The following is a 25,325-nucleotide window of genomic DNA, read 5'->3' on the forward strand; positions in this document are numbered from 1 at the left end:
CGCTCCGGGGCTTTCTTTCATTTTACTTGCCGATCACCTGTACGAGGCCAGGTGCGGTTTTGGCCATTGCGCCTGAGGCGGACAGCTTGCCTGAGGCGTCATCCCAGGTGAGCTGGCTCGTCACCGTGCCCTTGCCCGTTTCGTAACCATAGGTTTTGCCGTCATCATCATAGAGGTTGAAGGTGCCGTCAGCGCCCGGATAGACCTTCAAGGCGGTGATGGTTTGCGGCGTGGCGGTGGACTGGATGTCCGAACCCACGGGGATGATCGAGCCTGCCTTGACAAACAGCGGGATCTGCTCGATCGGCGCGGCCACATCAACCCACTGGCCGCCGGTCAGCTTTTCATTGGTCCAGTAATTATACCAGTCTGAACCCGCCGGCAGATAGACCTTCTTCTGGGTTTGCCCCTGTTCGGTGACGGGAGCCACGAGGAAGGCCGGGCCGAACATATATTCCGTGCCGATGTCGCTGACATTCGGGTCGTTCGGGAAGTCCATCCACAGGGCGCGCATGAAGGGGGCACCCGTATCATAGGTATGTTTGGCGCTGGAATAGATATACGGGATCAGGGCGTAGCGCAGCTTGTCGTATCTGGCCATGATCGCCTCGGCCTCGTGACCGAAGGCCCAGATTTCGGTGTGTTTGCGATCACCATGCAGGCGTAAGGTCGGCAGGAAGGTGCCGTATTCGAACCAGCGCGTCAGAAGCTCAGGATAGTCGTTGTTCTGGCCCACCACGTCGCGCGCATCGGACGGATCGAGCAGGGGCGGCTTGGTGGCGGTCGTGGTTTGCGGCAGCCATTGCCAGCCGCCGATGTCATTGCCCCAATAGGCGATGCCCGACGCCGTCATGTTAAGCCCGGTAGGAATCTGGCGCTGCAAAGCTTCCCATGACGGGTTGATGTCGGACGACCAGAACAGGGCCCCCGTGCGCTGCGAGCCCAGATAGGCGGCGCGCGCCAGGATCAGCACGCGCTTGTCGGGCTTCCAGGCGCGCATGCCATCGGCCACGCCCTCAACGTGCAGCAGGGGGAAGACATTGTGGTAGCGGTCGCCCGAACCGATCGAGAAGAAATAGCCGTCCGGCACCAGATCGGGCTCGGTTTCGTCGAGCCACGGATAGTCGTAACCGTGCGACAGGATATTATCACGCGCGTGATCCCAGTACCATTTGCGGGCGTCGGGATTGGTCGAATCGATCAAGGCGCCGGTGCGGTCGGAACGGAAGGGCAGGCCATCGACCGGGTTCCCGTCCTTATCCTTCAGGAAATAACCCTTAGCGGCGAGTTCGTTATAATAACGGCCTGAGGTTTCGAAACGCGGCCAGATCGAGATGATCGACTCTATCCCCATATCGTGCAACTGCTTGTTCATGGCGTCCGGATCGGGGAACTGCGCCGGGTCGATGTCCATCTGGCCCATGCGCGTCCAGTAGAACCAGTCCTGCACCATGATGTCGAGCGGATAGCCCTTCTGGCGATAGGTATTGGCCACGCGCAGGATTTCGGCCTGGCTGTCGTAACGCGCCTTGGACTGGATCAGGCCGAAGGCGGCCTTGGGCGGGATCGGTGTGCGGCCGGTGACGCGGGCATAGGCCGAGTAAATCTCTTCGGGCGTATCACCGGTGACGACGAAGAAGGAGACGCGCTCGCCGACCTCGGACTGGAATTTCGTTGCGCCATTGATGCCGGCAATGAAGTGCGTATCGGACGGGTTGTCCCAGATGATACCATAGCCTTTGGACGACACCATAAAGGGCACGCAGACGGTTTCACCGCCGGGCGCATCATACCAGTGTTTGCAGTCGATCACCCGGCCGCGCAGATCGAGCGGGCCGCGTGACATCTGATTCTGGCCCATGCCGTAATAATGTTCGTCGGTGGGCGCGGTGAAATCGGCACCAACCTGAAAGGTGTGCTCGCCATTGACATCGTGCGGGGCCATTTCCCAGCCGGTCATGTTGAGGATGGTTTCGCCTTTGGCGTTCGTCACCTGCAAACCGACGGGCGGCAGGGACGGGGCGAAATATTTTTCACCCTGACTGGGCACATGCGGCGCGGGGGCAGCATTGACATGCAAGGTCAGGGCGTTCGAGGTGAAGCTGTCGCCGTTTGCGTCGCTGGTTTCGCGGAAGGCGGAATTATCGGCGTGATCGGCCAGTATGCCGTAACCGGGGCCTTTCAGCGCGTCGGCCTTGTCGATGGCAATGGTGACGTGGATGACGTTCGGGCCGTAAGCCTCGACGCTGACCCACGCGCCGTTGCGGTCCAGCGTGGTGATCGGCGCAGAGTGGGCGCTGACGGCCAGGCTTAAGGAAAGAGCGGATACGACACCGCAAAGAAGGGCCTTGAAGGAACGCATCGGTATCTCCCCTGACAGCGTTATCATTTTTCTTACGGCTAAGGCGGCGCAGGCCTTGCGTCAAGCTATTATCATACAAGTTTGGGCGTCACCGTCGTAAAACCGACGATGGTGAAATTGCTCCATCGCCGGTTTTCATCGATAAATTACATCTTCATGCCCGACATAGGCATCCAATGGGTTTTTAACTGTATGAAGCCGACTGTGCCGTTCGGATGGTCGCCATAAGCCGGTTTCAGAGGCTTCGGCACATGGTTGAACTGGCGCACCACGCCGAGACCCAGGGTTGCGCCATGACCGATTTGGAAGGTGCGAATGACGCCGATCTCTGTCTTGGCCACCCACCAGGCATGGCCTGGAACCAGTTCGTCATTATAGACACGTTCATAACGCGCCAGTCCGATCCAGGGGCCTTTGAAATGGAAACTGTTTTCGAACAGCCACGCATCGGAGGGTTTAACGTTTCTATGTTCTTGCGCTTTGCGCCCGAAGGCAAGGGTTGAGTCCAGCCTGCCCGTAACGAAATTGCGCGTATAGGCGAGGCTGGCGCTTTTCTGAATCAGATTGATGTCCGGCTCCAGTTCTTCCGGGCTGACCACACGCGCCCATGAGCCTTGCGCTGACAGATCAGGTGTGATCCGCCATGTCAGGCGCATGGCCGTGGAATCAAGATGCGGACGTTCAAGATTGAAGCGATGCTCATCCGGTTCGCGGCCGGTGAACTGGCTGACCTCAATCTGCACGGGGCCTTGGGTCAGGCCCGCAGCCACGACGCCCATGGTGATATGTCCGGCATCGAACCAGTGGTGGGTGATTGGCGCAGTTGGGAAATTCTCGCCGGAAGGGCGGTGCATGAAAGCCTGCGGCCCGAAGCCATTTTCGCCCGGCCAGCCGACGCGCACGAAACCGCTCATATCACCATCGAAACGGTGGGTGACGGTGGCGGTCAGGCCCATGAACAGGTCGTGTGGATGCTGGCGATCGACGAGCGGGTGCACGCCGTCAGCCGTTTCGCCTGTCTGGAGCAGAAGAGGGTAGCCGTTCTTGCCCATGAAGGCGTCCGGCGACAGCATGGCCTGAAGATCAAGATCGGTGCTGTCGTTGAGCGCATGGCTGGCCATGATCATCGCCATGCCTTCGACAAAGCTCTTTGAGCCGCCACGGGGGCCCTGTTGATCATCGGCGGCAAAGGTGATCGCCGTATGGGCCATGATATGCCAGCGGGAGCTTTGTTGTGGCATGGACATATCCGGCATGTTCATGCCTTGCATCTGAGCATGGGCTATCTGGGGAAGGGACAGCGAAAAAAACGCCGCCGCGCAGGCGGGCGTGATAAAGCGGTAAGACATGGATGTATTTCCGAAAAAATTGATGGAACAGGTTTCAGACCATCAGGCGTTTTTCGGCGGGCGCGGTTCCATGAAAGTGGACAGGCCGACGAGGGTGGCGGCAGGTGAGGCCGTGAATTGTATGGCCGAGGTTTTGCGCGCCATGGGAACCGGGCTAGCGTCAGGTGCTATCATGGCGGGCTGATTGCAACAGGGCATAAGGTTCTGATCGAGGGGCGGGGTCCGGTGTTGAACATCAAGTCTGACGATGTCCTGCATCATGTCCATCGGCATATGACACGGAGCGCTGGTGGTGACCGCCGTCGCATGAGCCGCGCTGCTCACAGCTAGCATAGTCCACAGGATAGCAAGCATGATGCGCAGGTTTTTCATGCTGTTTCGCCGACGCGAACGCTGCCGAAGCGCCAGCGGCCCAGTTTTTTGCCGAGATCGAGCAGCAGGTCTTCCGGTTTTTTCGGCAGTTTGGCCTTGAACTTTTCAAACGCCATGACCTGTTCGATATTGCGCGCGATCTGGGCGGTTTGCGCTTCGCGCTCTTGCGTCAGGCGCGTCATCAGGGCGGTGGTCAGGATGCCGCAGACAATGGCGCGTTTGGAATAGTGATTTTCATCAAGCGCCACATCGCCGGCCAGCCGCCAGATACGGTCTGCCGTGGCCCATAACAGCCGATGATAAAGAACGGCGTGGCCGGGCAGGGCAAAAAAGCCCATCAGGTGACGCGCCACCTCACCATCAACGGCGGCGGCATCAAGGCGCAGATTGAGCAGAAAGCCGATTCGCTCACGAATCTTCATGGCGGCCAGAGATTGACGCATATCGGGATCATCGAGCGCATCATCGGCCATTCGCCATAGAATAGCGGCGATGTCGGCGGCCCCATTGGGGGCGATCAGGCTGGCCTCGGCTTCGGAAAACCCGGCGGCGCGTGCACCCGCCGCCACGGCTTGCCGATTGAGGCCAAGCGTGGCGATATAGGGCATAACGGCCTGGGCGAGCTGGTTTTCAGCGGTGCGCAGCGGTGAGGCATGATCTGTCATGGCCTGAGAATAGCGCCTGCATCGCCCGCCGCCAAGAGACGGTTTACGGCCTTTGTGTAACAAAATGGCGGTAAGGGGCAAAAAATCACCGCGAATTCCCCTTTTCGCGCGGGCTTTGGCTGGACATGGGCTTGCGCCTCATGTAAGGCAATCCCGACCTGCCCGCCAGCTTCTGTTGGCGGGTTAACGTTTTTATTCACTATCGGGCTGAAGGCATTGCGCCCCGCAAGGGCTGGTCATTTCCCTCTCAAGCCTTCGCACCCTGAATGGAGAGATACCTCTGGTACAGATTTTTGTCCGCGACAACAATGTCGATCAGGCCCTGAAGGCCCTGAAGAAGAAGATGCAGCGCGAAGGTTCCTTCCGCGAAATGAAGCGTCACGTCCATTACGAAAAGCCGTCCGAAAAGCGCGCCCGCCAGCAGGCGGAAGCCGTGCGTCGTGCGCGCAAGCTGGCCCGCAAGCGCTTGCAGCGTGAAGGCGGTCTGCCGGCCCCGCGCACCAAGTAAGACCTGTCCGGCGCGCCCTTTGCAGCGCGCCGTTCGGAGATTTACACATAACGCCGGGACGGGTTCGTTCCGGCGTTATTTTTTTGCCATATCCAACTTGCCGGAAACACTCTCATGGCCAAATCCGCCGGTATCGACACCGATGCCCCCGACCCCGCCGATCTCGGCATCCTGACCACCGCCATGCCTTCGGACACCAATCCGTCCGGTGATATTTTCGGCGGCTGGCTGATGTCGATGATGGATCTGGCGGCGGGAAATATCGCTGCCCGCTATTCGAAAGGCCGCGTCGCCACCATCGCTGTCGATGGCATGGTGTTTCTCACCCCGGTGCAGGTGGGCGACGAGGTGACAGTGTATGCCAAGCTTTTGTCCGTGGGCCGCACCTCGATCCGCATGAAGGTGGACGCCTATCGCCGCCCGCGCGAAGGCGAACTGAAAACGCACGTCACCGAAGGCATTTTTACCTTCGTGGCCATCGACGATCAGGGGCGGCCGCGGCCCGCCGTGACGGGCGACAGCAAGGACTCGCTTCCGGAATAAATTGTGTTAACACTATGAACAGGCCGTGATGACTGTGATCCATGATCGCCGTCATGCGATAAAAAGCCGGTTCAGAACAGGGGCAGACATCATGAAACCGTCATCCTTCAGCCGCTTTCAGGATTGGCTCAGCGCGTGGGACGACGCCAAGACCCGGCAGGTTCTCGTGGTGGTTCTGGCGGTTCTGTCCGGTCTGTTGCTCGGTATGCTCGTCTATACCATCACCAAATATGTCCTCGATCAGATGTTCCCGTTTCCGCCGGGTCTTTACATGATGCAGGGTGCGCAAAAGGCCGAACTGATGAAAACCGTGGCCTTGCAGGTGTTTCTTGTCATCCCGATCACCTGGATGGTCGGTACGCTGGTCGGCGGTTATTGCGCCACGCGCATGGGTAAGGTGGGGCAGTTTCCCGCCTGGATCACCGGTATCCTGCTCATCGCCTATTTCTGGATCGACCTGCTGAGTCTGCCCAACGACATGGCGCTGTTTGTGCTGTGCCCGATTTTGGTGGTGATCTGCGCTGTAGCGGGTGGCTGGCTGGGTATGTATATGACGGTGCAGAAGAGTCTCAAGTCCGCAGCCTGAGCGGCACTGGCGGGCTGCAAGCCGTCATCTCACTGCGCGCATTGGCTCGTGTACAAGGGTACACGTCGCGGCATGTGCTCGTGAGCCAACGCCTTTCGCCGCCCCATTGCCACTCAGGAGAGTGGCAAGCTGATCAATGGCCTGAGCGGCACGGACGGGCTGCAAGCCGTCATCTCACTGCGCGCATTGGCTCGTGTACAAGGGTACACGTCGCGGCATGTGCTCGTGAGCCAACGCCTTTCGCCGCCCCATTGCCACTCAGGAGAGCGGCGAGCTGATCAATGGCCTGAGCGGCACGGACGGGCTGCAAGCCACCTCAGTTCGTATCGAACAACACTTTCGACGGCATGTGGCTGAGCTGAATGCGCGTGGCCCCCTTCACATCACCGGGCACGAAATAGGGCGTGCCTGCCGGATATTCACCGTTCTGCGTGGTTTTCGGCAGACGTTGCGGGCCGCTGGCCGTGGTGGCCACAGCCTCACCGCCGCCGACAAAATAAACGCGGTCGAGTTTCGACAGGGTGAAGGCCAGAATACCGGCGATCTTGTTCATGGCGTCATTGCCCTGCTGGATGCCCTGCGCCAGACCATTCGCGTCATAGCTCTGCCTCAGGCCCTGCGCCGGGGTGACCTTCAGCTTCATCGCCACTGAGCAGGTTTCGGGGCGCACGGTCGTGATGGTGGCGTCGCTATTGAGCTGGGCGCGCGTCGGCAAGGGCGTGATGCGGCCATCGCCTTCAATGCGCAACGGAATGGCGCGGCCATTATCGTTCAGCGTGGCCCTGACCTTTGAGGCGTCGCAATGCTTGATGCGCAGGACGTAATAGATGTCGATCAGGTCGCGTTCGCCGGGCGACAGATTGAGGAAGCTCTTGTAGCCGAGAAAAGCCTGCGAGGCCTGTGCGCTTTGCGTCACCATGCCATTGGCCGTGGTGGCGGGCGGCAGCCTGGGCGTAGCCAGCGCCGGGGCGGCGCAGGCCAGCAGGGCCAGGGACATTACAGAGGCAGGCTTGAACATAGGCTTGGCGGCTTCGGACATGGTTTCCATCACAACTGATCTTACGGTCTTAAATCTACCGTCACATCTATAAGGATGTAAGACTGAATGGAAGCTGAACGGGGTGGTTTCGTGGCCACCCCGTTTTTCACAGCGCCTTGACGATGCCCTCGACCATCTTCTTCGCATCACCAAACAGCATCATCGTATTGTCGCGGAAGAAGAGTTCGTTCTCGACCCCGGCATAGCCGGCGCTCATGCCGCGCTTGATGAAGAGCACAGTGCGCGCCTTTTCGACATCGAGGATCGGCATACCGAAGATCGGCGAGGCCGGGTCGGTCTTGGCCGCCGGATTGGTGACGTCGTTGGCGCCGATGACGAAGGCGACATCCGCCGTGGCGAATTCGGAATTGATGTCTTCCAGTTCGAACACCTCATCGTAAGGCACATTGGCTTCGGCCAGCAGCACATTCATATGGCCCGGCATACGGCCCGCCACCGGGTGGATGGCGTATTTGACCTCGACGCCTTCCTCTTTAAGCTTGTCGGCCATTTCGCGCAAAGTGTGCTGGGCCTGCGCCACCGCCATGCCGTAACCGGGCACGATGATGACCTTTGAGGCATTCTTCATGATGAAGGCGGCGTCATCCGCCGAGCCCTGTTTGACGGGCCGTGTCTCGATCTTGCCCCCGGCGGCGGCCGCGCTCGTATCGCCGCCAAAGCCGCCCAGGATGACCGAGATAAAGCTGCGGTTCATCGCCTTGCACATGATGTAGGAAAGGATTGCGCCCGATGAGCCGACCAGAGCGCCGGTGATAATCAGGGCGATGTTTTCCAGCGTGAAGCCGAGCGCTGCGGCGGCCCAGCCCGAATAGGAGTTGAGCATTGACACCACGACCGGCATATCGGCTCCGCCGATCGGGATAATCAGCGTGATACCCAGCACCAGAGCGACGGCGAAAATGCCCCAGAAGGGCCAAGTGGCCAGTCCGTGCGTCAGGATCAGGGTGACGATCAGGGCGACAACCGCCAGGGCCAGCACGATATTGAGCAGGTGGCGGGCGGGCAGGATGATCGGTGCGCCCGACATATTGCCATTGAGCTTGGCAAAGGCGATGACCGAACCGGTAAAGGTGATGGCGCCGATGGCGCAGCCTAAGGATAGTTCGATCAGGGACTGGGTTTTGATACCATCGAGTCCGTCATCAATGCCAAAGGCGCGCGGCGCATAGAGCGCCCCCACGGCCACCATGCAGGCGGCCATGCCGACCAGCGAGTGAAAGGCCGCCACCAGTTGCGGCATCTGCGTCATGGCCACCTTGTTGGCGATGATGGAGCCGACAATGCCGCCCACCGCAATGCCGCACAGGATGATGACGATGGTGACCGGATCGAGATCGCCCTTGGTCAGCAGGCTGAACAGGGTGACGCCAACGGCGATGGCCATGCCGACCATGCCGTACAGATTGCCCTTGCGCGAAGTTTCCGGCGACGACAGGCCACGCAGGGCCAGAATAAACAGAACGCCCGAAACGAGATAGGCGAGCGCGGCGAAGTTGGTAATATCCATTTACTTTCCCTCCGCTTTCGCAGCCGGTTTTTCTTTTTTCTTGTACATGGCCAGCATCCGGCGCGTGACCATGAAGCCGCCGAAGATATTGACGGCGGCCAGCATCGAGGCGATCCCGCCCGCGCCCTTGGAAATCCACACGCCCGAACCCATGCCCGCGGCGCTGGAGGCGGCGGCGATCAGAGCGCCGACGATAATCACCGAGGAAATGGCGTTGGTGACGGCCATCAGCGGCGTGTGCAGGGCGGGTGTGACGCTCCACACGACATAGTAGCCGACAAAGATGGCCAGCACGAAAATGGCCAGACGGAAGATTGTGGGATCAACGGCTTCCATAATTTTTCCTTTTTATCGGTGCCGTCGAGAAGGCGGCATTGGCCAGACGGATCAGGCCCTGATCGTTATATTCAAAGGTTTCCGCGACGATATGGCTCGACTGGTTGCGATAGACGAGCGTATGGCCCTGCGCGCCGACACAATTGGCGACCGGCTCGTATTTCAGCTTGGGTACGCGCGGCAGGGTGGCCGAAACATAGCTGAAAAAGGCCTGAATATCGGTCAGCACGCCGCGTTCCGACAGGCCGAGTTTGGCGACGAAGGGCGAGATAAAGACCAGATTATCGGCATAGAGTTCGCATATGGCCTGGGCGTCGCGCGCATTCCACGCGGCGTACCACGCCAGAGCCTTTTGTTCGTAGTCGATAACCGGGCTCATGATGCGCTTTTCAGATTGGGGTGAACGATGGCGCCGCCCTGGGTGACCAGCGCAGCTTTCAGGATTTCATCTTCCAGATCGGGGGCCAGTTCGCCATCCTTGTTGATCAGCAGACCGACAAAGGCTTGCAGGTTTTTGGCATAGAGCGCCGAGGCATCGGCGGCGATGCTGGCGACGATATTCGAGAAACCGATGATCCTGACGCCGTTAGCATCGACGATCTCATCGGCCTTGCAGCCCTCGACATTGCCGCCCTGCGGCGCGGCCAGATCGATCAGCACCGAACCGGGCTTCATCGAGGCCACCTGTTCGCGCGTGACCAGCACGGGCGCGGGACGTCCGGGAATGAGCGCCGTGGTGATGACAATGTCCTGCTTGGCGATATGGCTTGAGACGAGCGCCGCCTGCTTGGCCTTGTACTCCGCCGACATTTCCTTAGCGTAGCCGCCCGCCGTCTGGGCGTTTTTGAACTCTTCATCCTCGACGGCCAGAAATTTCGCGCCCAGGCTTTCGACCTGCTCCTTGGTGGCCGGACGGACATCGGTGGCGGTGACGACTGCACCCAGACGCCTGGCCGTAGCGATGGCCTGAAGGCCTGCCACGCCCACGCCCATGACGAAGACCTTGGCCGGGGCCACTGTGCCCGCCGCCGTCATCATCATCGGGAAGGCTCTGCCATAGGCATTGGCCGCCTCGATCACGGCGCGGTAACCGGCCAGATTGGCCTGCGACGACAGCACGTCCATCACCTGCGCGCGGGTGATGCGCGGCACGAATTCCATCGCATAGGCGGACGCGCCCTGTGTGGCCAGAGCCTCCAGCGTCGCCTTTTCGCGGTAGGGATCGAGCGTAGCGATGACGATGGCCCCCGGTTTAAGCGCCTTGATCTCATCGACCGAGGGGCCGCGCACCTTTAGCACAATATCGGCGTCTTTCAGGGCGTCACCGGCGGTTGTGACAACGGTGGCACCGGCGGCGGTGAAGGCATCGTCAGGCAGGGAAGCGCCCAGACCTGCGCCCGTTTGCAGGCGCACAGCCAGACCCGCCGCAACCCATTTTTTGACGGTATCCGGCGTGGCGGCGACGCGCGTTTCGCCGGGGGCGGTTTCTGAGGTAATGGCAAGGGTCAGGCCCATTTGGCTTCCTCTTGAAGTGTGGCAAGGCTGCATTCGCAGCTTTATTCGCCGCTGACTCAGCCAGGGCGATTGTTGGTTATGGTTGCTAGGTATGAGCAAATCGGGCGCAAGTCAAAGACTTGTTGCAGGAAGTTTACAGCGGGTGCGCTTAAGAACTGGCCACCGCGAACAGAGACGGCGCGACCGTTAGCGCTATCATCATTGCATCTTAAGCCTGAGGCGGATCGGCATTCAGCCCCTTGCTGAAGAAAGCGACCCCTCCGTCTCGACGCGCTTTGCTGGCTCGACACCTCCCCATGAATGGGGAAGAGGGTGGGGCCGCTTGTTTCTCTCTCAGACGCCGCTGGATTTAGTGCGACGGGTTTTTTTGCTTGAGAAAGTAGAAACCGGCCACGGCGACGATGGCCGCGCAGATAAAGGCAGTGATGAAGCCCGCCTTGGTGGAGGTCAGAAGCACGAGGAAGACGAGCAGAACGGCAATATGCAGACTGACCCATTTGGTCAGGGCATTGAACAGGTGATAGGAGGCCTGATGCTCGTGTATATACATCTCGCCGCGCACATAGTCGTCGGAAGAATCGTGGGGATCGGCCATGAGAATCCTCGCTAAACCTGTATTTTTATAAACCGCCGCAGCTTTTTTGTGCGCGGTGATACCGTGTTCTTACAAAAGCCCGACGCTTCGGTCAATGGCCTGCTCAGCGCGAGGCAAAACAGATACAAACCCAAACCATTTCAGGGCGGGATTAAAAAAGCGCCTCGAATTGCTCGATCAGGCTTTCCAGGCGATGGCAGCCCATCTTCCAGAAGGCCTTGTCGCGCGGGTTCATGCCGAAAGGCACCAGAGCTTCCACGTAGGTTTTCGTGCCGCCGCCCGCCAGAAGCTGCTCATACAATGGCGCGAAGCTTTTCGGATCCTCGCGGCGCTTTTCCATCAGGGCCGATACCAGCAAATCGCCGAAGGCGTAGGCATAGACATAGAAGGGCGCGTGGACGAAATGGCTGACATAGGCCCACCACACCTCATAACCGTCATTGAGCTTGATGGCGGGGCCAAGTGATTCGCCCATGATGTCCAGCCAGATGGCGTTGATCTGCTCCAGCGCCACCTCGCCCTCCAGACGCGCGGCGTGGAACCTCTCCTCGAAGCGGTGAAAGGCGATCTGGCGGACAACCGAATTGAGGCCGTCTTCAATCTTGCCCGCCAGCAGGGCTTTTTTATCTTCCAGCGAGGCGGTGGCCACCAGATGCTCGAACACCAGACCTTCGGCGAAAATCGAGGCGGTTTCGGCCAGCGTCAGTGGGGTGTCGGCCAGAATCGAGCCCAGCGGCTGGCACAGGGTCTGGTGAACGGCGTGGCCCAGTTCGTGGGCCAGGGTCAGAACCTCGCGGCGGTCGCCGGTGAAGTTGAGCATCACATAGGGATGGCGGTTGGCCGTCACCGGATGGGCATAGGCGCCTGACGATTTGCCGGCGCGCGGGGCGGCATCGATCCACGGATGCTCAAAAAAGGTGCGGGCGCGCGCGGCAAATTCCGGCCCCATCTGGGCGAAGCTGTCGAGCACGATTTTTTTGGCATCTTCCCAGCTATAATGCTTTTGCACATCTTCGGTGAGCGGGGCGTTGCGATCCCAGAAATCGAGCGATTTTTTGCCCATGACGCGGGCCTTCAGCGCATAATAGCGGTGCGACAGGCTGGCATAGGAGTCCGACACGGCCTCGGCCATCGCATCGACCGCGTCCTTATCGACCTCATTGGCGAGATGGCGTGAGGCGGCGGGGTCTTCGTACTTCCGCCAGCGATCCTCAACCTGCTTTTCAAAAGCCAGCGTGTTCATGGCCAGTGCCAGAACGGGCGCATTGTCGCGTAAGGCTTCGGTCAGCCCCTTGGCGGCGGCCTTGCGCACCGAAGCCTGCGGCGCGGACAGGCGCGTCAGGGCGTCGTTGAGGGTCAGGCTTTCGCGTCCGACCCTGGCGCGCAGGCGGGTCAGGGTTTCATCGAACAGGCGCGTCCATTGCGACACGGCGGGCATACGCTCCAGCATCAGCCGTTCGAGATCGGCCGAAAGCTCGTGCGGACGCGAGGCGCGAATGCGGCGCAGCCACGGACGCCAGCGTTGCGCCTTTTCGGTGGTACGTAAAGCCTGCTCGATCTCCCAGTCTTCGAGCCGGTTCAGTTCGAGGCTTAAATAAAGTGTGCCTGCCGAAATCATGGCGGCTTGCGTCGATAAATCTGATTGCAGCTTGGCGATGGCGGTGTTTTCGCGGTCGATGGTCGAGGCCAGGGTGGCATAGGCCAAGGCCCCGCCCATATCGTCCATCGCCTTTTCATAAAGGCTGGCCGCCTGATCGATCAGCAGGCCCAGCCGTTCAGGATTGGCGCGGGCGGAGATAAAGGCGTTTTCCAGCTTCGCCAGTTCTTTCACATGGCCTTCGCCGCGCGCGAAATCGGCGGCGATGCGCGGGTCTTCGGGGCCGACATAGAGGTCGGATAAATCCCAGACGGGCAGGCCTGAGGCGGCGTCAATCGGCAATATCTGTGTCATGGCCGTTCTGATAAGCCTGTCGGACGCGAAAATCGAGAGGTAATTTATCAGCGACCAGCGACCGAACGGGCATGCCGCCTGCGCAATGCTGTGGCACATGCGCCTGAGCGCTACTCAAAATGAAACGTTAAGGATAAGGCTACACCCGATTTTTACCCCAAGACGATACACATGTCTCAAAACAGGTCGTGTCCGCCGGGCAGGGCCGATGATGATGACGGGTGACTTCCATATGGCTAAAACCATCCTGATCTGCGACGACGATCCGACGCAGCGCCGCCTGATTCAGGCCGTGCTGGAGCGCGAGGGTTTCGCCGCCCTGCACGCCGAGAATGGTGCGCAGGCCTATGAACGCCTCAGTCAGGCGCAGGGCATCGACGCCGTGATCCTCGATCTGGTCATGCCGGGACAGTCGGGCATCGACACACTGAAGGACATCCGCGCCGCCGGTATCCGCACGCCGGTGGTGGTGCTGACCGCTTCGGGCGGCATCGATACAGTGGTCAAGGCGATGCAGGCCGGGGCGCAGGACTTTTTTATCAAGCCCGCTTCGCCCGAACGCATTCTGGTATCGGTGCGTAACGCCCTGCAAATGGGCGATCTGTCGGCTGAGGTGCAGCGCCTGCAAAAGCGCAACACCAATCGTACCTCGTTCGATGATCTGATCGGCACTTCTGCCGCCATGCAGATGGTGCGCAGGCTGGGTGAACGGGCGGCGAAATCGAATATTCCGGTGCTGATCTTAGGCGAGAGCGGCGTCGGTAAGGAACTGATCGCGCGCGCCATTCAGGGATCATCCGAACGCGCAGGCAAGCCGTTCGTGGCCGTCAATTGCGGTGCCCTGCCGGAAAATCTTGTCGAATCGATCCTGTTCGGCCATGAAAAGGGTTCCTTCACCGGCGCTTCCGACAAGCATCTCGGCAAGTTTCAGGAGGCCAGCGGCGGCACGCTCTTCCTCGATGAGGTCGGCGAACTGCCGCTCGACATGCAGGTCAAGCTGCTGCGCGCGCTGCAAGAAGGCGAGATCGATCCGGTGGGATCGAAGCGCCCGGTCAAGGTGGATGTGCGCATTATCTCGGCCACCAATCGCGATCTGGCCGATCAGGTCAGGGCGGGGGCATTCCGGGAAGATTTATTCTATCGGCTCAATGTCTTTCCGGTGGAAGCTCTGGCCTTACGCGAACGCCGCGACGATATTCCGGCCCTGATCGATCACTTCATCCGCCGCTTTAACATCGAAGAAGGCAAGCGCGTCACCGGCGTGTCGGGCGAGGCCATGCAGATGCTGTGCGCCTTCGACTGGCCCGGCAATGTGCGCCAGCTCGAAAACACCGTGTACCGCGCCATCGTCCTGTCCGACAGCCCGTATCTGCAAGCCTTTGATTTCCCGGCCATCAGCGGCAAGGCGGCCCCTCTGTTTGTCGTGGACGACAAACCCGATAGCGTCCACGTCCCCAATGGTGTCCACGTTATCGAAGAGCACCATGCGGCGATCAATGCCTTACAGGACACGCCGGTGCGCATCCTCGACGAGTCCGGCCACCTGCGTAAGCTCGACGAAATCGAGCGCGACCTGATCGAACACGCTATCGGCGTCTATGCAGGTCACATGTCGGAAGTGGCGCGTCGTTTGGGGATTGGCCGTTCCACCCTCTATCGCAAGGTGCGCGATTGCGGTCTGGAAAACATGGTCAGGGAAGCGGGCTGACGCTCTGGAAGCGGGCTGACGCTTCTGGAAGTGGGCTGGCGCTCTGGCGCCGGACACGGTTTCGCTCTAGGATGGCTCTTTTGCCCCGGAGTCGCGCCTTGCCCATTACCCTTCACCGTCGTCAGATGCTGGCCGCCACCACGGCGCTCGGATTCATGTCCCTGTCCGCCCGCGCCGCCACGCCCGGTTCGGAATTCTTCGTCGGCGCCTACACGACCGATAGCTCGAAGGGCATTGTGCCGCTTTTCTATGCCGCCGACAGCAACACATGGACATTGGGCGCGCCTGTAACCCAGATCGAAAACGCCTCCTTCGCCGTGCGCCATCCGTCCGGCAAGCTGTGGTACATGCTCAATGAACAGGCCGACGGCAAGGTGGGGGCCTGGGCGCGCCACGAAGACGGAAGCTGGACGCCGGTAGCGGAAGTTTCCAGCCACGGCGACGCGCCCTGTTTCGTTTCGACCGACGATACAGGCGGCACGCTGGGCGTGGCCAATTACAATACCGGTGATGTGGTTTTCTACCGTACCGATGCGGCCACGGGCGCGCCGCTCGAACCGGCCTCGATCCGCCGGAATACGGGCAGCGGCCCGAATAAGGATCGCCAGTCAGGCCCCCACGCCCATTGCGTGCGCTTTACCCCGCAGCAGGATTTCATCTACAGCAATGATCTCGGCACCGATCAGGTGCTCGGCTATCCGTTCGATGCCGCCAGCCAGACGGTGGGCGATGTCTTCACCGCCGTCACACTGCCGGGCGGGCAGGGGCCGCGCCATATCGTCTTCCATCCGTCCCAGCCTCTGGCCTTTCTGGTGACGGAAATGGGCAATTGCGTCTTTGTGCTGCGCCGTGAAAAAGACGGCACGCTCAGCATCGTGCAGCAGATTTCGACCATCCCCGCCGATTTCACCGGTCACAGTCAGGCGGCGCATATCGTGCTCAATCAGGCGACGAACCGGCTCTACGTGTCGAATCGCGGCCACAACAGCATCATCGTGTACGATGTGGCGGCGGATGGCAGCCTGACCACGCGCCAGATCGTTTCGACCGAGGGCGACTGGCCGCGCTTCTTCCTGTTGCTGGAGGACAAACAGCGCGTGGTGGTGGCCCACCAGAATGGCGGCACGCTCAATGTGTTCAGCGTCAAACCGGACGGTTCGCTGGCTTCGACCGGTCAGGTTCTGAAGGTGCCGCAGCCGGTCTTTATCGGCCAGCTTATCTAAAAGCTAATGGCGGCGGCGGTCTTCAGTTCGCGGTCGCCATATTGCGTGCTGGGTTCGATCTCGCTGCCTTCGTGCCATTCATTGAAACTGACGATCAGCAGCCAGTCCGGTTTGGCGGCGATGGCGTCGGCCAGCAGGCGCCGAAAGGTCTGGCCGCCGTCGCGCCTGACGATCGGGCGTTTGCCGTCGCGTCCCGGCACCAGATGGTCGTCGAAACCGGGCAGGACGGTGGCGGTGGTGACGGCCAGCCCCTTCTGGGCGCGCACCCATTGCCGGTAATGATGCGCCCGCCACAGGCCGCGTAAAAAATGCGGATGGGCGATGTCGAACTGCTGGGAATAGATATGGACGGCGTCGAAATGCGGGCCGCGTTGCGCGATTTCGTCAAGTGTATTGGCCGTGCCGATAAAGGCCAGAGCGCCGGGGGCCTTCGCTTCGATCAGCTTGCGCGCCTTGTCCCAGCCGTCGAGGCCGAGATTTTGCATCAGCCGGTCGAAGAACATGATGACCGGTTTACCGGCCAGTTTCAGCCAGGCCGGATGATGGGCGTAATGGCTGTGCAGGTACAGCACATCCGTCGCCACGCTGTCGGGTGAGGTCGCCGGTTCGACATAGGCGCACACCTTCAGCCCCTGCGCGGCGCAGGCATCGAGCAGCAGGGGCAACTGCTTGTCGGTACGGTCATCCTGCCCCCACCACGAGGCGATGAAACCGGTCATACCGGCGGCTTTCGCCTGCGCCACCTGCCGTTTGATCACCGCCGGGTCGAGGCTGTCATAAAAGCCACCTTGCGGCGTGTCGAGAATAACGTCCTCCGGCCCGGCGTCCGGCCAGTGGGCGGACTGGCCCGAAAAGGCTTTGGTGGCGTACCAGCCGTAATAGAAGGCCAGCACCTCCTTGCTGGCGGGCGCGGCGCGACTCAAGGCAGGCCAGAAGGGCAGCAGGGCGAGGGCGGAGACGATGGTGCGGCGATCAAGATTCACGGTCTTGTCTTCTCTTTTTTATCGGCTTTTTGGCGGATTTCGCGCAGCTTGATGCCCTGGCGCAGGCTGAGTGTGCCGTTCATCGCGCCCTTGTCGGGATCGGCGAAGGCGCGGCCATAGGTTTTGACACGCTCACTCACGCTGTCGATAAAGGCGTCTTCCCATTCCGATAGCTCAACACCCTGTTCGGCAGCGGCCTGCCGCGCTTTGTCGAGGGCGCGCAGGGTGCGTTTTTGCAAAGCCTTCTTTTCCTGGGCGCGGCGTTCTTCGGGCGTGACAGCCTGGGTTTGCAGGCCGGATTTGGCGCTCAGACCGGTCTTGGATTGCAAGGATGTCTTGGATTGCAAGCCGGATTTTGATGTCAGCGGCTGGCTGCGGCGCATACCGGCAGCGGGCGTTTTCGCTTTAAACGCCATGATCGCCGCGCACAACTGACAAGACCATCCTCATCTTTTGATGATGAGGATGGTCTGAACAAAGGGTCAAGCGTTTTTGTCTGCAATCAACGGTCGCCGATGGCGGTCAGGTACAGGTCGAGAATGGTTTCCTCTTCCTCGCGCTTCAGCTTGTCCTTCTTGCGCAGGGCCACCACCTTGCGCAGGATTTTGACATCAAAGCCCTCGCCCTTGGCTTCGTCGTAGATTTCCTTGATGTCGGCCATGATACCGGCCTTGTCTTCCTCAAGGCGTTCGACACGCTCGATAATGGTGCGCAGGCGGGTCTGGGCAGCGCCGGAAATCACGTCGTCGGCGGCAAAGGCGGGGGCGTCATCGGCCATAGGGTAATCCTGTCGGTTCGGGTAAGGGCTTTCCACTTAACCATAGTCAATGCGAATCACGACCTCAATCTCGGCTTTGCGGATAAGTACGCTCATCTGTGGATGAATTGCGAAAAAGCCGGAAATCAGACACGAAAAAACGCCTGAAGCGCGGCGGCTCCAAGCGTTATCCGATAAGTATCAAGACGGCAGATACGGCCTTGCGGGCGCAGCCTTGCTGAGCTTAGCCTTGCTTCGCCTTGAAGCGCGGGTCGGTCTTGTTGATCACATAGACGACACCCTTGCGGCGCACGATCTTGCAATCGCGGTGGCGACCTTTAAGCGACTTAAGCGAGCTGCGGACTTTCATGGTTTCACCCGGTCTTATAAAAAATGGCGTTGGAAGAAGCGGCGGCACACAACAATCTTGCCGATTGCGCACATGGCCAACTTCGTCGGAGCGCAGCGATCTAGGGGAGGCGTCGGGAAATGTCAACGCCGTTTGCCATGATTTCGCTCTGAGAAGGAAATTTCGCGCGAAAATAACATGGCAGGCCCGATTCACGCCGAAGTGAGGCGCGGGTGGCTAGGCATGTGCCGGGCAATCGGGCTACCCTGAACGGGCACTATCATTTCGGAGATCCCATGCGCGCGCATTATCTTGGCTTCTGCGTTCTTCTGACGGCCTGCGCCTCAACTGCGCCTTCTCCGGCCCTGCCGCCTGCGCCTGCGCCCGCGCCCGCTCCAGCGGCGGTTACACCTCAGCCGACCAAAGCGCCAGCGGTCGCAGCGGTGGCCCCGCCCGCCACAGGTGTGATGAGTTTTGACGATTGGCGGCAGAGCTTTATCAACAAGGCTGTGGCGAAGGGCTTCGATCCGATCTTCGTTACCAATGTGATGGCGGGCGTGCAGCCTTTGCCAAGTGTCACCTCGGCTGACTCGCAGCAACCGGAATTTTCGAAGCCGCTTTCCACCTATATTCGTAATACCGTAACGCCCGCACGCGCCGCTGCCGCGCGCGCCGCCCTCGATGCCGATCCCGATGTCGCCACTATTGTCCAGACCTATGGCGTGCCCGCCGAAATTCTGGGCGGAATCTGGACGATAGAAAGCGATCTCGGCCGCGTTCAGGGCTCCACCGATGTCGTGGCGGCGCTGTCAACCCTGGCCTATAATGGCCGCCGCCGCGACTGGGCCGAGGGCCAGTTGCTGGCCGTTCTGACCATATTACAACAGGGAAAGATCGACCGCGCCATGCTGAAGGGGTCGTGGGCCGGTGCAATGGGCCAGACCCAGTTCGAACCCGACAATTATCTGTCGCTCGGCGTTGATGGCGATCATGATGGTAAGATCGATATCTGGAATTCCAATTCGGACGCCCTGGCGTCTGCGGCCAATCTGCTGGCGAAGGCCGGATGGAAGCCGGGCGAGGAATGGGCGGTCGAGGTGATCCTGCCGGTCGGGTTTGATGATTATCTGGCCGAAACCCAGCAGATGACGCCGACCCAGTGGGCCGCTATGGGGGTTAAGCGCGCCGATAACGGCTATTGGAAGCCGGGCGAGGCGGATGAGGAGGCCACGCTCCTGTTGCCGTCCGGCGCAAAGGGCCCGGCTTTTCTGGCCCTGCCCAATCATTATGTCATCCGCAAATATAATAATTCGACCGCCTACGCCCTGGCTGTGGGGCTGCTGGCCGATGGCATTGCCGGGCGACCGCCTCTGGTCACGCCCTGGCCGGATGAGCCGCCACTCAGTCTCGACCAGCGCGAGAAAAGCCAGATGGCGCTGAAAGCGGCGGGCTTCGATCCCGGCCCGATCGACGGCGTGATCGGCACCGGCACGCGCCAGGCCATCCGCGAATGGCAAAGGGCGAATCACCTGGCGGCGGATGGCTATCTGAGTTTCGACCTGGCCAACCGGTTTACATCTATGGTGGATACGGCGGGCGCCACCACGCCTGTATCCTGAACAAAATAAGGCCAGTTGCGCCAATAATACGGTAAAAAAGTGCGGTTAAGGCCGCCGCGTCGAAACCGCCCCTTAATGATTAACGGCGATAGTGACCACATCTTTCAGGTCGCAGGTCGTCATTTTTCATGTTCCAGATCATCGGTATCGTTCTTCTTTTCGGCGCTGTCTTCGGCAGCTACATCATGACGGGCGGTAATCTGGCCCCGGTCATCGAGGCGGCACCGCACGAACTCATGTGTATCGGCGGGGCGGCCATCGCCGCCACCCTGATCGGCAACAGCCTGACCACGATCAAGGGCATTGCCGGGGGCTTTGGCAAGATTTTCAGCGGCGCGAAATGGAAGGCATCCGATTACCGTGACCTGTTATCGCTTTTGTTCCTGCTGACCAAGACGATGAAATCCAAGGGCGTGATCGCACTGGAAAGCCATATCGAAAAGCCGCATGAGTCCTCGATCTTCAACCGCTTCCCCAAGATCGTCAAAGACCATTTCGCCACCGATTTTATCTGCGATACCCTGCGCATGATGACCATGAACCTCGAAGATCCGCATCAGGTCGAAAGCGCCATGGAAACCCAGTTGGAAAAGCACCATCACGAGGCGCTGGGGCCTTCGCACGCCTTGCAAAACATGGCCGACGCCTTGCCGGCGCTCGGTATCGTGGCCGCCGTTCTGGGCGTGATCAAGACGATGGGATCGATCACCGAACCGCCGGAAATCCTGGGCGCCATGATCGGCTCGGCCCTGGTCGGCACCTTCATGGGTGTCTTCCTGGCCTATGGGCTGGTGGCGCCGTTTTCGGCGCGCATGGGCGCGGTGGTCGATGAAGAGGGGGCTTTTTACAAGATCATCCAGTCCGTTCTGGTGGCCCATCTGCATGGCAATGCCGCCCAGATCTCCGTCGAAATCGGTCGCGGTTCGATCCCGTCGGAATCGCAGCCGTCGTTCCTGGAAATGGAAGAGGCGCTGAACAACATACCGGCCGAAGCCGCCTGATCCCTTGCGCTATGAGGGGGCCTTCTGACGGGCCTGTGTTCACAATTTTCCACCGTCTTGTCTCGCAGCGGTCGCTTTACGGCTTGTATTTGTGGCCCAAATTCGTCACTTCATCTGAAAAGCATTGAGATTGTCGCTGCCACGATCACAGTTTTGTGAAATAAGCCCTTGCGAGACTCGGGGCTTTTCGGTATGGGTTTTCCGTGAGTGTGGGTTCGCTTCCTGACGCTCTAACGTTAGAAAAAAGGATTGGGTTCATGACATCCAATATCGTCCGCGCGGCTCTGGTCGCCATGGCTGCTATCGCTGCTCTGTCCGTCGCTGCCTGCTCGAAGCCGGCTGCTACCACGGACGAATCTGCCGCCTCTTCCGAAATGGCTCCGGACGCTGCTCCGGCTGATTCGGCTATGGCTGCTGATACCTCGGCCATGCCGGCCTCTGACGCTGCTTCGTCGATGTAATTCCGGACATCCTCTCACGAGGGTGTCTCAGGAGGGTCGCTTCGGCGGCTTTCGCCTTGCGGGGGCTCTAATTTTCCGCAACAGACCACTATCTCTTTTGTCTCTTAAAAACAGGATTTGATCCATGACCTCCAAGATCGTTCGCATCGCCCTCGTCGCCGCTCTCGCCGGCGCTGCCCTGACCGTCGCCGCTTGCTCGCCGAAGGCTCCCGCCACCGACGCCGCTGCCGCTGCTTCGGATGCCGCCACCGACGCTTCGGCCGCCGCTTCGACCGCCGTTGACGCCGCTTCGGACGCCGCTTCGGCCGCTTCGGACGCCGCTTCGAGCTAAGTCCTTTGCCTTAGGGCAAAAGCTGATGAAAAGGGTCGCCACTGGCGGCCCTTTTCTGCATTCTGCGCCGTGATTCGCCACAATATGCGCCTCAGGAATTTGATGATTATGTCCCGTACAAAGGTTGCTGCCGCCGCTGCATGTTTGCTGATCGCCGCCCTTTCCTTAAGCGCCTGTAAGCCCAAGGCTGATGATGCGGCTCCGGCGGCCACGGCCGCCACACCTGCCGATGCCGAACTCGACGCCGCCGCTTCGCAGGACGCCGCAGCGGCGGTGGAAGCGGCTATGGCGGCCTCGCCGAGCGCCTCCGATCCGCTGACCTCTACGGACGCTGCATCATCGGCTTCGTCGTAAAGGCGATCTGATGAGTGGCGATCCGGGCCTCTATTTCGCCGAGGACGGCGCGCCGCGCTCGCAACGTTTCGGCGACATCTATTATTCGCTGCAAGACGGCCTCAACGAATCGCGCGCCGTCTTTCTGGCCGGGTGCGGTCTGCCGGATGCATGGCTGAACCGGCAGGATTTCCGTGTGCTCGAACTGGGTTTCGGCACCGGGCTGAATATCGTCGCCCTGCTCAAACTCTGGGCGGACACGCGCGTGCCGGGGGCGCACCTGTCGATCTTTTCGGTCGAAGCCTATCTGATGACGGCTGAGGAGGCGGGGCGGGCGCTGTCAGCATGGCCGGAACTGGCCCCTTACGCCGAAGCCTTATTGGCGCAGTGGCCCGCTGCAAGGCGCGGCTTCGCCCGGTTTGATTTTCCGCAATGGGGTGCCAGCCTGACCCTGGCCCTGATGGATGTCCGTCCGGCGCTCGATCAATGGCAGGGGCGGGCCGACGCTTTTTTTCTTGATGGGTTTTCACCGGCCCTCAATCCCGACATGTGGGGCGAGGATGTGATGCTGGCCCTGGCCGCACATGCCAGACCGGGCGCGCGACTGGGCACCTTTACCGTGGCCAGCGCCGTGCGGCGCGGCTTGCAGGCGGCGGGGTTTGAGGTGGCCAAACGGCCCGGTTTCGGGCGCAAGCGCGAACGACTGGAAGCCGTGCTTCCGGGGGAGGCGGAGGCTGCGCTGCCCGCGAAACGCATCGCTATTGTCGGCGCGGGCATTTCCGGCGCGGCGCTTGTCTGGCAGGCGCGCCTGATGGGGCTTGAGATCGATCTGTTCAGCGTGGGCGAGGGGGCGTCGGCCAATGCAGCGGCTCTGGTGACGCCACGTTTCGATGCCGGCCATGAGGCCGACGCCGCTCTGTTCGCCGACGCCTTCGCCTATGCCAACGCCTTTTACAGGCGGATCTGCCCGCACGCCATATTGGCCGAGGGCATCGATATTGCCGCCACCTCAGAACGCGAGGCCGAACGTTTCGCCCGCATCAGGACGCAGGATGTTTTTGCTGATGATGATCTGATCCTGTTCGCGCCGGGCGACTCCGTCGCCATGCCCGAACTGCCGGGATTGCGCCTGCCGGGGGGGCTGGCGATCAGGCCGGGGGCTGTGATCAAAAGTCTGCTGGGCGATCAGTCGGTGATCGCCGAAAAAGTAACCGGCTGGCGGCGTGAGGTGCGGTTGTTCAGTCTGATCACCGAAGCCGGAACGCATGAAGCCTATGACGCCGTGATTCTGGCCTGCGGGGCGGGCCTGCTCGATTTCCCCGCCGCCCGTAAAGGTTTGCGGCCGGTGCGCGGGCAGGTCGAGCTTGCGCCTGTATCGCCGCCGCTGCAACCGGCGAGTTGGGGCGGCTATGCTGTGCCGGTGGATGGCGGCTGCCTGTTCGGGGCCACGCATGACCGCGACGACCTCGGCACGGAGGTGCGCATGGATGACCGCCAGGACAATCTCGACAGGCTGAACAGGGCCATGCCGCAGGTGGCGGCGGCCATCGATCCGTCATCCCTGACATCACGGGCGTCGTTGCGCATGAGCAGCCGCAACCACCTGCCGCGTTCGGAAAGTCTGGAGCCGGGTCTGTGGCGCTTAAGCGGCCTGGGCGGGCGCGGATTTTGCCTGGCCCCCTTGCTGGCGGCCGATCTGATCGCCGATCTGGCGGGCCTGCCGTCGCCTTTGCAGCGCAGGGCAAAAAAATTATTGTCGTCGCGCGACACAGTTTGAGCCAGATGAGCGTATAAGCTTTTGTTCATCCGCGGTTCAGCCTGACAGGATTAGGCTGAATGGCTTTGTCGGCAGGAGAGTTGTGATGAAAATTTCGGCTGTTTTGGCTTCGATGATGATTACGGCGGGGGGGCTTGCCGCGATTGCCGGGGTAGCCTCCGCCATGTCGGCAAAACCGGATGGACAAGGCGTGCCGCCACCGGCCAGCCATGACCGTTTCGCCTGTTTCGACCCGTCCTTCACCGAAGGGTTCCAGACGATCAATGATCACAAGATGATCGTGACGACGCCGCGCAACCAGGCTTACGAACTGACGCTCGGCGGCGTCTGTATCGGCCTCGACACCAGCTTTACGGTCGGCATCCGCTCGCGCAACGGCATGTCGCAGGTGTGCGGGCCCTTCGATGCCGACATTCTGTACAATGATATGGGCGGCCTGCGCCATATGCAGTCCTGTCCGATCACCTCTGTGCGCCATTTGAGCGCAGAAGAGGCGGCACCCTATGTCGGCAAACTGCGCAAGGCGAAAAACGATAAAAAATAAAGTGCAAAGGAAACAGAAATGAACAGCTTCAAAAAAGGCGGTGCTTTTATCGGCTTTGCCGCCGCCGGACTTCTGGCCGGTATCGTCAGCGTCGCGGCCTTTTCCGGCGTCGTTTCGGCACAGGAAAGCCATGTGGCTGATGCCGCCGATATGAACAAGATGGCCCCCAAATGCCTCGATGGCCAGCATACGGGCCGGATGCACGTCGTCAATGACCATACCTTGCTGGTTTATGACCAGTGGCAGAACGCCTACAAGCTCGATATTGGCGGGCCGTGCCGCTCGATGAGCGACATGTCGCATTTTGGTTTCGAGTTTCAGGGATCGACGCAGATATGCCGCGCCCACGACGCCATGCTCCTCTATTCGGTGGATCGTGAACGCCCGGTCAAGTGCCTGATCAATGGGGTGACCCCTCTGACCAAGGCCCAGGCCAATGAGCTGGATCCCGGCTAGGTCATGCGCCGTTTGTGGATGATCGCCGCCGTGCCCGTGATCGTGCTGGGCGGCTGCGCCGGCCCGATGGCTCCTCAGGATCAGATGAGCCGCCTGTCATCGGATCAGTGCATCTTCCGGCCCTTGCGCGATACGCGCGTGATCGACGACCAAACCCTGTTGCTGGTCGGGCGCAGCGGGCGCGGGGCTCTGGCCCACATGGCCTCGGCCTGTCTGCGCGTCAATGAGGCCGTGGTGCTGCGCTATGATGGCGGCGCCAGTATCTGCGGGCCGCTGGATGTCGATGTGTCGGGCGGCATGGAGATGCTGGGCGTTGGCAATGCCAATGTGCCCGTACACTGCTATGTCAAAAGCCTGACGCCGCTTAGTCAGGACGATGCCAGCCGGATGATGAAAAGCGGCAAGTCCTGATGATCAGTCCCTGATGATCAGTC

The 25,325-nt window shown here is 60.6% G+C and carries 28 protein-coding genes; 14 read left to right on the forward strand and 14 right to left on the reverse strand.

Annotation, left to right across the window (positions count from 1 at the left end):
* Positions 1 to 22: 22 nt before the first annotated feature.
* From QB905_RS02780 to QB905_RS02790, 3 genes are all read right to left on the reverse strand, one after another.
* Positions 23 to 2,362: a glycoside hydrolase family 31 protein gene (locus tag QB905_RS02780; protein ID WP_282973048.1), complete on the reverse strand. Its 2,340-nt coding sequence runs from the start codon at positions 2,360 to 2,362 to the stop codon at positions 23 to 25.
* 146 nt (positions 2,363 to 2,508) lie between these two features.
* A complete protein-coding gene (locus tag QB905_RS02785; protein ID WP_282973049.1) occupies positions 2,509 to 3,603 on the reverse strand; it encodes a hypothetical protein in 1,095 nt (364 codons plus the stop codon).
* 476 nt (positions 3,604 to 4,079) lie between these two features.
* Positions 4,080 to 4,748 carry a COQ9 family protein gene (locus QB905_RS02790; protein ID WP_282973050.1) on the reverse strand — a complete coding sequence of 223 codons (669 nt, stop codon included), beginning with the start codon at positions 4,746 to 4,748 and terminating at the stop codon, positions 4,080 to 4,082.
* Between the two features lie 262 nt (positions 4,749 to 5,010).
* On the opposite strand from QB905_RS02790, the gene rpsU reads away from it, so the two are divergent.
* From rpsU to QB905_RS02805, 3 genes are all read left to right on the forward strand, one after another.
* Positions 5,011 to 5,256, forward strand: coding sequence for a 30S ribosomal protein S21 (rpsU, locus tag QB905_RS02795; RefSeq protein ID WP_282975559.1), 246 nt, complete (start codon positions 5,011 to 5,013; stop codon positions 5,254 to 5,256).
* A gap of 114 nt (positions 5,257 to 5,370) precedes the next feature.
* A complete protein-coding gene (locus tag QB905_RS02800; protein WP_282973051.1) occupies positions 5,371 to 5,799 on the forward strand; it encodes an acyl-CoA thioesterase in 429 nt (142 codons plus the stop codon).
* 91 nt (positions 5,800 to 5,890) lie between these two features.
* Entirely contained in the window at positions 5,891 to 6,385 is a 495-nt protein-coding gene (locus QB905_RS02805) for a hypothetical protein (protein ID WP_282973052.1), read from the forward strand.
* Between the two features lie 316 nt (positions 6,386 to 6,701).
* On the opposite strand, the gene QB905_RS02810 is transcribed toward QB905_RS02805, so the two are convergent.
* The 7 genes from QB905_RS02810 to QB905_RS02840 form a co-directional block, all read right to left on the reverse strand.
* On the reverse strand, positions 6,702 to 7,424 hold the full coding sequence (locus QB905_RS02810; protein WP_282973053.1) for a hypothetical protein: 723 nt from the start codon (positions 7,422 to 7,424) through the stop codon (positions 6,702 to 6,704).
* A gap of 106 nt (positions 7,425 to 7,530) precedes the next feature.
* Positions 7,531 to 8,952 carry an NAD(P)(+) transhydrogenase (Re/Si-specific) subunit beta gene (locus QB905_RS02815; RefSeq protein ID WP_282973054.1) on the reverse strand — a complete coding sequence of 474 codons (1,422 nt, stop codon included), beginning with the start codon at positions 8,950 to 8,952 and terminating at the stop codon, positions 7,531 to 7,533.
* Positions 8,953 to 9,288, reverse strand: coding sequence for a proton-translocating transhydrogenase family protein (locus QB905_RS02820; RefSeq protein ID WP_282973055.1), 336 nt, complete (start codon positions 9,286 to 9,288; stop codon positions 8,953 to 8,955). It lies immediately after the preceding gene.
* Entirely contained in the window at positions 9,275 to 9,667 is a 393-nt protein-coding gene (locus QB905_RS02825) for a nuclear transport factor 2 family protein (protein WP_282973056.1), read from the reverse strand. The genes QB905_RS02820 and QB905_RS02825 overlap by 14 nt, the downstream gene beginning before the upstream one ends.
* Entirely contained in the window at positions 9,664 to 10,803 is a 1,140-nt protein-coding gene (locus QB905_RS02830; protein ID WP_282973057.1) for a Re/Si-specific NAD(P)(+) transhydrogenase subunit alpha, read from the reverse strand. The genes QB905_RS02825 and QB905_RS02830 overlap by 4 nt, the downstream gene beginning before the upstream one ends.
* Positions 10,804 to 11,152: 349 nt before the next feature.
* Complete coding sequence (locus QB905_RS02835) at positions 11,153 to 11,398, reverse strand: aa3-type cytochrome c oxidase subunit IV (RefSeq protein WP_282973058.1); 246 nt, start codon at positions 11,396 to 11,398, stop codon at positions 11,153 to 11,155.
* Between the two features lie 151 nt (positions 11,399 to 11,549).
* Positions 11,550 to 13,349 (reverse strand): M3 family oligoendopeptidase, encoded by a 1,800-nt coding sequence (locus QB905_RS02840; RefSeq protein ID WP_282973059.1) that lies wholly within the window; start codon positions 13,347 to 13,349, stop codon positions 11,550 to 11,552.
* Positions 13,350 to 13,581: 232 nt separating this feature from the next.
* On the opposite strand from QB905_RS02840, the gene QB905_RS02845 reads away from it, so the two are divergent.
* Together QB905_RS02845 and QB905_RS02850 are read left to right on the forward strand one after the other, a co-directional pair.
* The gene (locus QB905_RS02845; protein ID WP_282973060.1) at positions 13,582 to 15,057 is read left to right on the forward strand and encodes a sigma-54-dependent transcriptional regulator; all 1,476 of its coding nucleotides are present in this window, start codon (positions 13,582 to 13,584) and stop codon (positions 15,055 to 15,057) included.
* Positions 15,058 to 15,155: 98 nt separating this feature from the next.
* Positions 15,156 to 16,280: a lactonase family protein gene (locus tag QB905_RS02850; protein ID WP_282973061.1), complete on the forward strand. Its 1,125-nt coding sequence runs from the start codon at positions 15,156 to 15,158 to the stop codon at positions 16,278 to 16,280.
* On the opposite strand, the gene QB905_RS02855 is transcribed toward QB905_RS02850, so the two are convergent.
* From QB905_RS02855 to ykgO, 4 genes are all read right to left on the reverse strand, one after another.
* Positions 16,277 to 17,263, reverse strand: coding sequence for a glycoside hydrolase family 71/99 protein (locus QB905_RS02855; protein WP_282973062.1), 987 nt, complete (start codon positions 17,261 to 17,263; stop codon positions 16,277 to 16,279). The two genes, QB905_RS02850 and QB905_RS02855, sit on opposite strands and share 4 nt — an antisense overlap.
* Complete coding sequence (locus QB905_RS02860) at positions 17,260 to 17,679, reverse strand: hypothetical protein (protein WP_282973063.1); 420 nt, start codon at positions 17,677 to 17,679, stop codon at positions 17,260 to 17,262. The genes QB905_RS02855 and QB905_RS02860 overlap by 4 nt, the downstream gene beginning before the upstream one ends.
* 86 nt (positions 17,680 to 17,765) lie before the next feature.
* Positions 17,766 to 18,041, reverse strand: coding sequence for a DUF2312 domain-containing protein (locus QB905_RS02865; RefSeq protein ID WP_282973064.1), 276 nt, complete (start codon positions 18,039 to 18,041; stop codon positions 17,766 to 17,768).
* 223 nt (positions 18,042 to 18,264) lie between these two features.
* A complete protein-coding gene (ykgO, locus tag QB905_RS02870) occupies positions 18,265 to 18,390 on the reverse strand; it encodes a type B 50S ribosomal protein L36 (protein WP_006274063.1) in 126 nt (41 codons plus the stop codon).
* Positions 18,391 to 18,665: 275 nt separating this feature from the next.
* Here ykgO and QB905_RS02875 point away from each other — a divergent pair, with 275 nt between their 5' ends.
* The 9 genes from QB905_RS02875 to QB905_RS02915 all read left to right on the forward strand — a co-directional run bounded on the left by QB905_RS02875 (position 18,666) and on the right by QB905_RS02915 (position 25,302).
* Entirely contained in the window at positions 18,666 to 19,988 is a 1,323-nt protein-coding gene (locus tag QB905_RS02875; protein ID WP_282973065.1) for a lytic murein transglycosylase, read from the forward strand.
* A 128-nt stretch (positions 19,989 to 20,116) separates the two neighbouring features.
* Positions 20,117 to 20,989, forward strand: coding sequence for a flagellar motor stator protein MotA (motA, locus tag QB905_RS02880; protein ID WP_282973066.1), 873 nt, complete (start codon positions 20,117 to 20,119; stop codon positions 20,987 to 20,989).
* A gap of 257 nt (positions 20,990 to 21,246) precedes the next feature.
* Entirely contained in the window at positions 21,247 to 21,450 is a 204-nt protein-coding gene (locus QB905_RS02885) for a hypothetical protein (RefSeq protein WP_282973067.1), read from the forward strand.
* Between the two features lie 124 nt (positions 21,451 to 21,574).
* Positions 21,575 to 21,781 carry a hypothetical protein gene (locus QB905_RS02890; protein ID WP_282973068.1) on the forward strand — a complete coding sequence of 69 codons (207 nt, stop codon included), beginning with the start codon at positions 21,575 to 21,577 and terminating at the stop codon, positions 21,779 to 21,781.
* Between the two features lie 108 nt (positions 21,782 to 21,889).
* Positions 21,890 to 22,135 carry a hypothetical protein gene (locus QB905_RS02895; protein ID WP_282973069.1) on the forward strand — a complete coding sequence of 82 codons (246 nt, stop codon included), beginning with the start codon at positions 21,890 to 21,892 and terminating at the stop codon, positions 22,133 to 22,135.
* A 10-nt stretch (positions 22,136 to 22,145) separates the two neighbouring features.
* The gene (gene mnmC2, locus QB905_RS02900; RefSeq protein WP_282973070.1) at positions 22,146 to 23,891 is read left to right on the forward strand and encodes a tRNA (5-methylaminomethyl-2-thiouridine)(34)-methyltransferase MnmC2; all 1,746 of its coding nucleotides are present in this window, start codon (positions 22,146 to 22,148) and stop codon (positions 23,889 to 23,891) included.
* Between the two features lie 85 nt (positions 23,892 to 23,976).
* Positions 23,977 to 24,435 (forward strand): DUF6491 family protein, encoded by a 459-nt coding sequence (locus tag QB905_RS02905; RefSeq protein ID WP_282973071.1) that lies wholly within the window; start codon positions 23,977 to 23,979, stop codon positions 24,433 to 24,435.
* Between the two features lie 18 nt (positions 24,436 to 24,453).
* Positions 24,454 to 24,891, forward strand: a complete 438-nt coding sequence (locus tag QB905_RS02910; protein ID WP_282973072.1) for a DUF6491 family protein — start codon at positions 24,454 to 24,456, stop codon at positions 24,889 to 24,891.
* Between the two features lie 3 nt (positions 24,892 to 24,894).
* Positions 24,895 to 25,302 carry a hypothetical protein gene (locus QB905_RS02915; RefSeq protein WP_282973073.1) on the forward strand — a complete coding sequence of 136 codons (408 nt, stop codon included), beginning with the start codon at positions 24,895 to 24,897 and terminating at the stop codon, positions 25,300 to 25,302.
* Positions 25,303 to 25,325: the final 23 nt, after the last annotated feature.

The sequence above is a fragment of the Asticcacaulis sp. EMRT-3 genome (genome assembly GCF_030027245.1).
Taxonomy (GTDB): domain Bacteria; phylum Pseudomonadota; class Alphaproteobacteria; order Caulobacterales; family Caulobacteraceae; genus Asticcacaulis.

What these genes read in the sequence shown, in the direction of transcription:
- QB905_RS02780 (WP_282973048.1), bottom strand. Translation starts at nt 2,362, where the DNA reads ATGCGTTCCTTCAAGGCCCTTCTTTGCGGTGTCGTATCCGCTCTTTCC.
- QB905_RS02785 (WP_282973049.1), bottom strand. Translation starts at nt 3,603, where the DNA reads ATGCCACAACAAAGCTCCCGCTGGCATATCATGGCCCATACGGCGATC.
- QB905_RS02790 (WP_282973050.1), bottom strand. Translation starts at nt 4,748, where the DNA reads ATGACAGATCATGCCTCACCGCTGCGCACCGCTGAAAACCAGCTCGCC.
- QB905_RS02800 (WP_282973051.1), top strand. Translation starts at nt 5,371, where the DNA reads ATGGCCAAATCCGCCGGTATCGACACCGATGCCCCCGACCCCGCCGAT.
- QB905_RS02805 (WP_282973052.1), top strand. Translation starts at nt 5,891, where the DNA reads ATGAAACCGTCATCCTTCAGCCGCTTTCAGGATTGGCTCAGCGCGTGG.
- QB905_RS02810 (WP_282973053.1), bottom strand. Translation starts at nt 7,424, where the DNA reads ATGTCCGAAGCCGCCAAGCCTATGTTCAAGCCTGCCTCTGTAATGTCC.
- QB905_RS02815 (WP_282973054.1), bottom strand. Translation starts at nt 8,952, where the DNA reads ATGGATATTACCAACTTCGCCGCGCTCGCCTATCTCGTTTCGGGCGTT.
- QB905_RS02820 (WP_282973055.1), bottom strand. Translation starts at nt 9,288, where the DNA reads ATGGAAGCCGTTGATCCCACAATCTTCCGTCTGGCCATTTTCGTGCTG.
- QB905_RS02825 (WP_282973056.1), bottom strand. Translation starts at nt 9,667, where the DNA reads ATGAGCCCGGTTATCGACTACGAACAAAAGGCTCTGGCGTGGTACGCC.
- QB905_RS02830 (WP_282973057.1), bottom strand. Translation starts at nt 10,803, where the DNA reads ATGGGCCTGACCCTTGCCATTACCTCAGAAACCGCCCCCGGCGAAACG.
- QB905_RS02835 (WP_282973058.1), bottom strand. Translation starts at nt 11,398, where the DNA reads ATGGCCGATCCCCACGATTCTTCCGACGACTATGTGCGCGGCGAGATG.
- QB905_RS02840 (WP_282973059.1), bottom strand. Translation starts at nt 13,349, where the DNA reads ATGACACAGATATTGCCGATTGACGCCGCCTCAGGCCTGCCCGTCTGG.
- QB905_RS02845 (WP_282973060.1), top strand. Translation starts at nt 13,582, where the DNA reads ATGGCTAAAACCATCCTGATCTGCGACGACGATCCGACGCAGCGCCGC.
- QB905_RS02860 (WP_282973063.1), bottom strand. Translation starts at nt 17,679, where the DNA reads ATGGCGTTTAAAGCGAAAACGCCCGCTGCCGGTATGCGCCGCAGCCAG.
- QB905_RS02865 (WP_282973064.1), bottom strand. Translation starts at nt 18,041, where the DNA reads ATGGCCGATGACGCCCCCGCCTTTGCCGCCGACGACGTGATTTCCGGC.
- ykgO (WP_006274063.1), bottom strand. Translation starts at nt 18,390, where the DNA reads ATGAAAGTCCGCAGCTCGCTTAAGTCGCTTAAAGGTCGCCACCGCGAT.
- QB905_RS02875 (WP_282973065.1), top strand. Translation starts at nt 18,666, where the DNA reads ATGCGCGCGCATTATCTTGGCTTCTGCGTTCTTCTGACGGCCTGCGCC.
- motA (WP_282973066.1), top strand. Translation starts at nt 20,117, where the DNA reads ATGTTCCAGATCATCGGTATCGTTCTTCTTTTCGGCGCTGTCTTCGGC.
- QB905_RS02885 (WP_282973067.1), top strand. Translation starts at nt 21,247, where the DNA reads ATGACATCCAATATCGTCCGCGCGGCTCTGGTCGCCATGGCTGCTATC.
- QB905_RS02890 (WP_282973068.1), top strand. Translation starts at nt 21,575, where the DNA reads ATGACCTCCAAGATCGTTCGCATCGCCCTCGTCGCCGCTCTCGCCGGC.
- QB905_RS02895 (WP_282973069.1), top strand. Translation starts at nt 21,890, where the DNA reads ATGTCCCGTACAAAGGTTGCTGCCGCCGCTGCATGTTTGCTGATCGCC.
- mnmC2 (WP_282973070.1), top strand. Translation starts at nt 22,146, where the DNA reads ATGAGTGGCGATCCGGGCCTCTATTTCGCCGAGGACGGCGCGCCGCGC.
- QB905_RS02905 (WP_282973071.1), top strand. Translation starts at nt 23,977, where the DNA reads ATGAAAATTTCGGCTGTTTTGGCTTCGATGATGATTACGGCGGGGGGG.
- QB905_RS02910 (WP_282973072.1), top strand. Translation starts at nt 24,454, where the DNA reads ATGAACAGCTTCAAAAAAGGCGGTGCTTTTATCGGCTTTGCCGCCGCC.
- QB905_RS02915 (WP_282973073.1), top strand. Translation starts at nt 24,895, where the DNA reads ATGCGCCGTTTGTGGATGATCGCCGCCGTGCCCGTGATCGTGCTGGGC.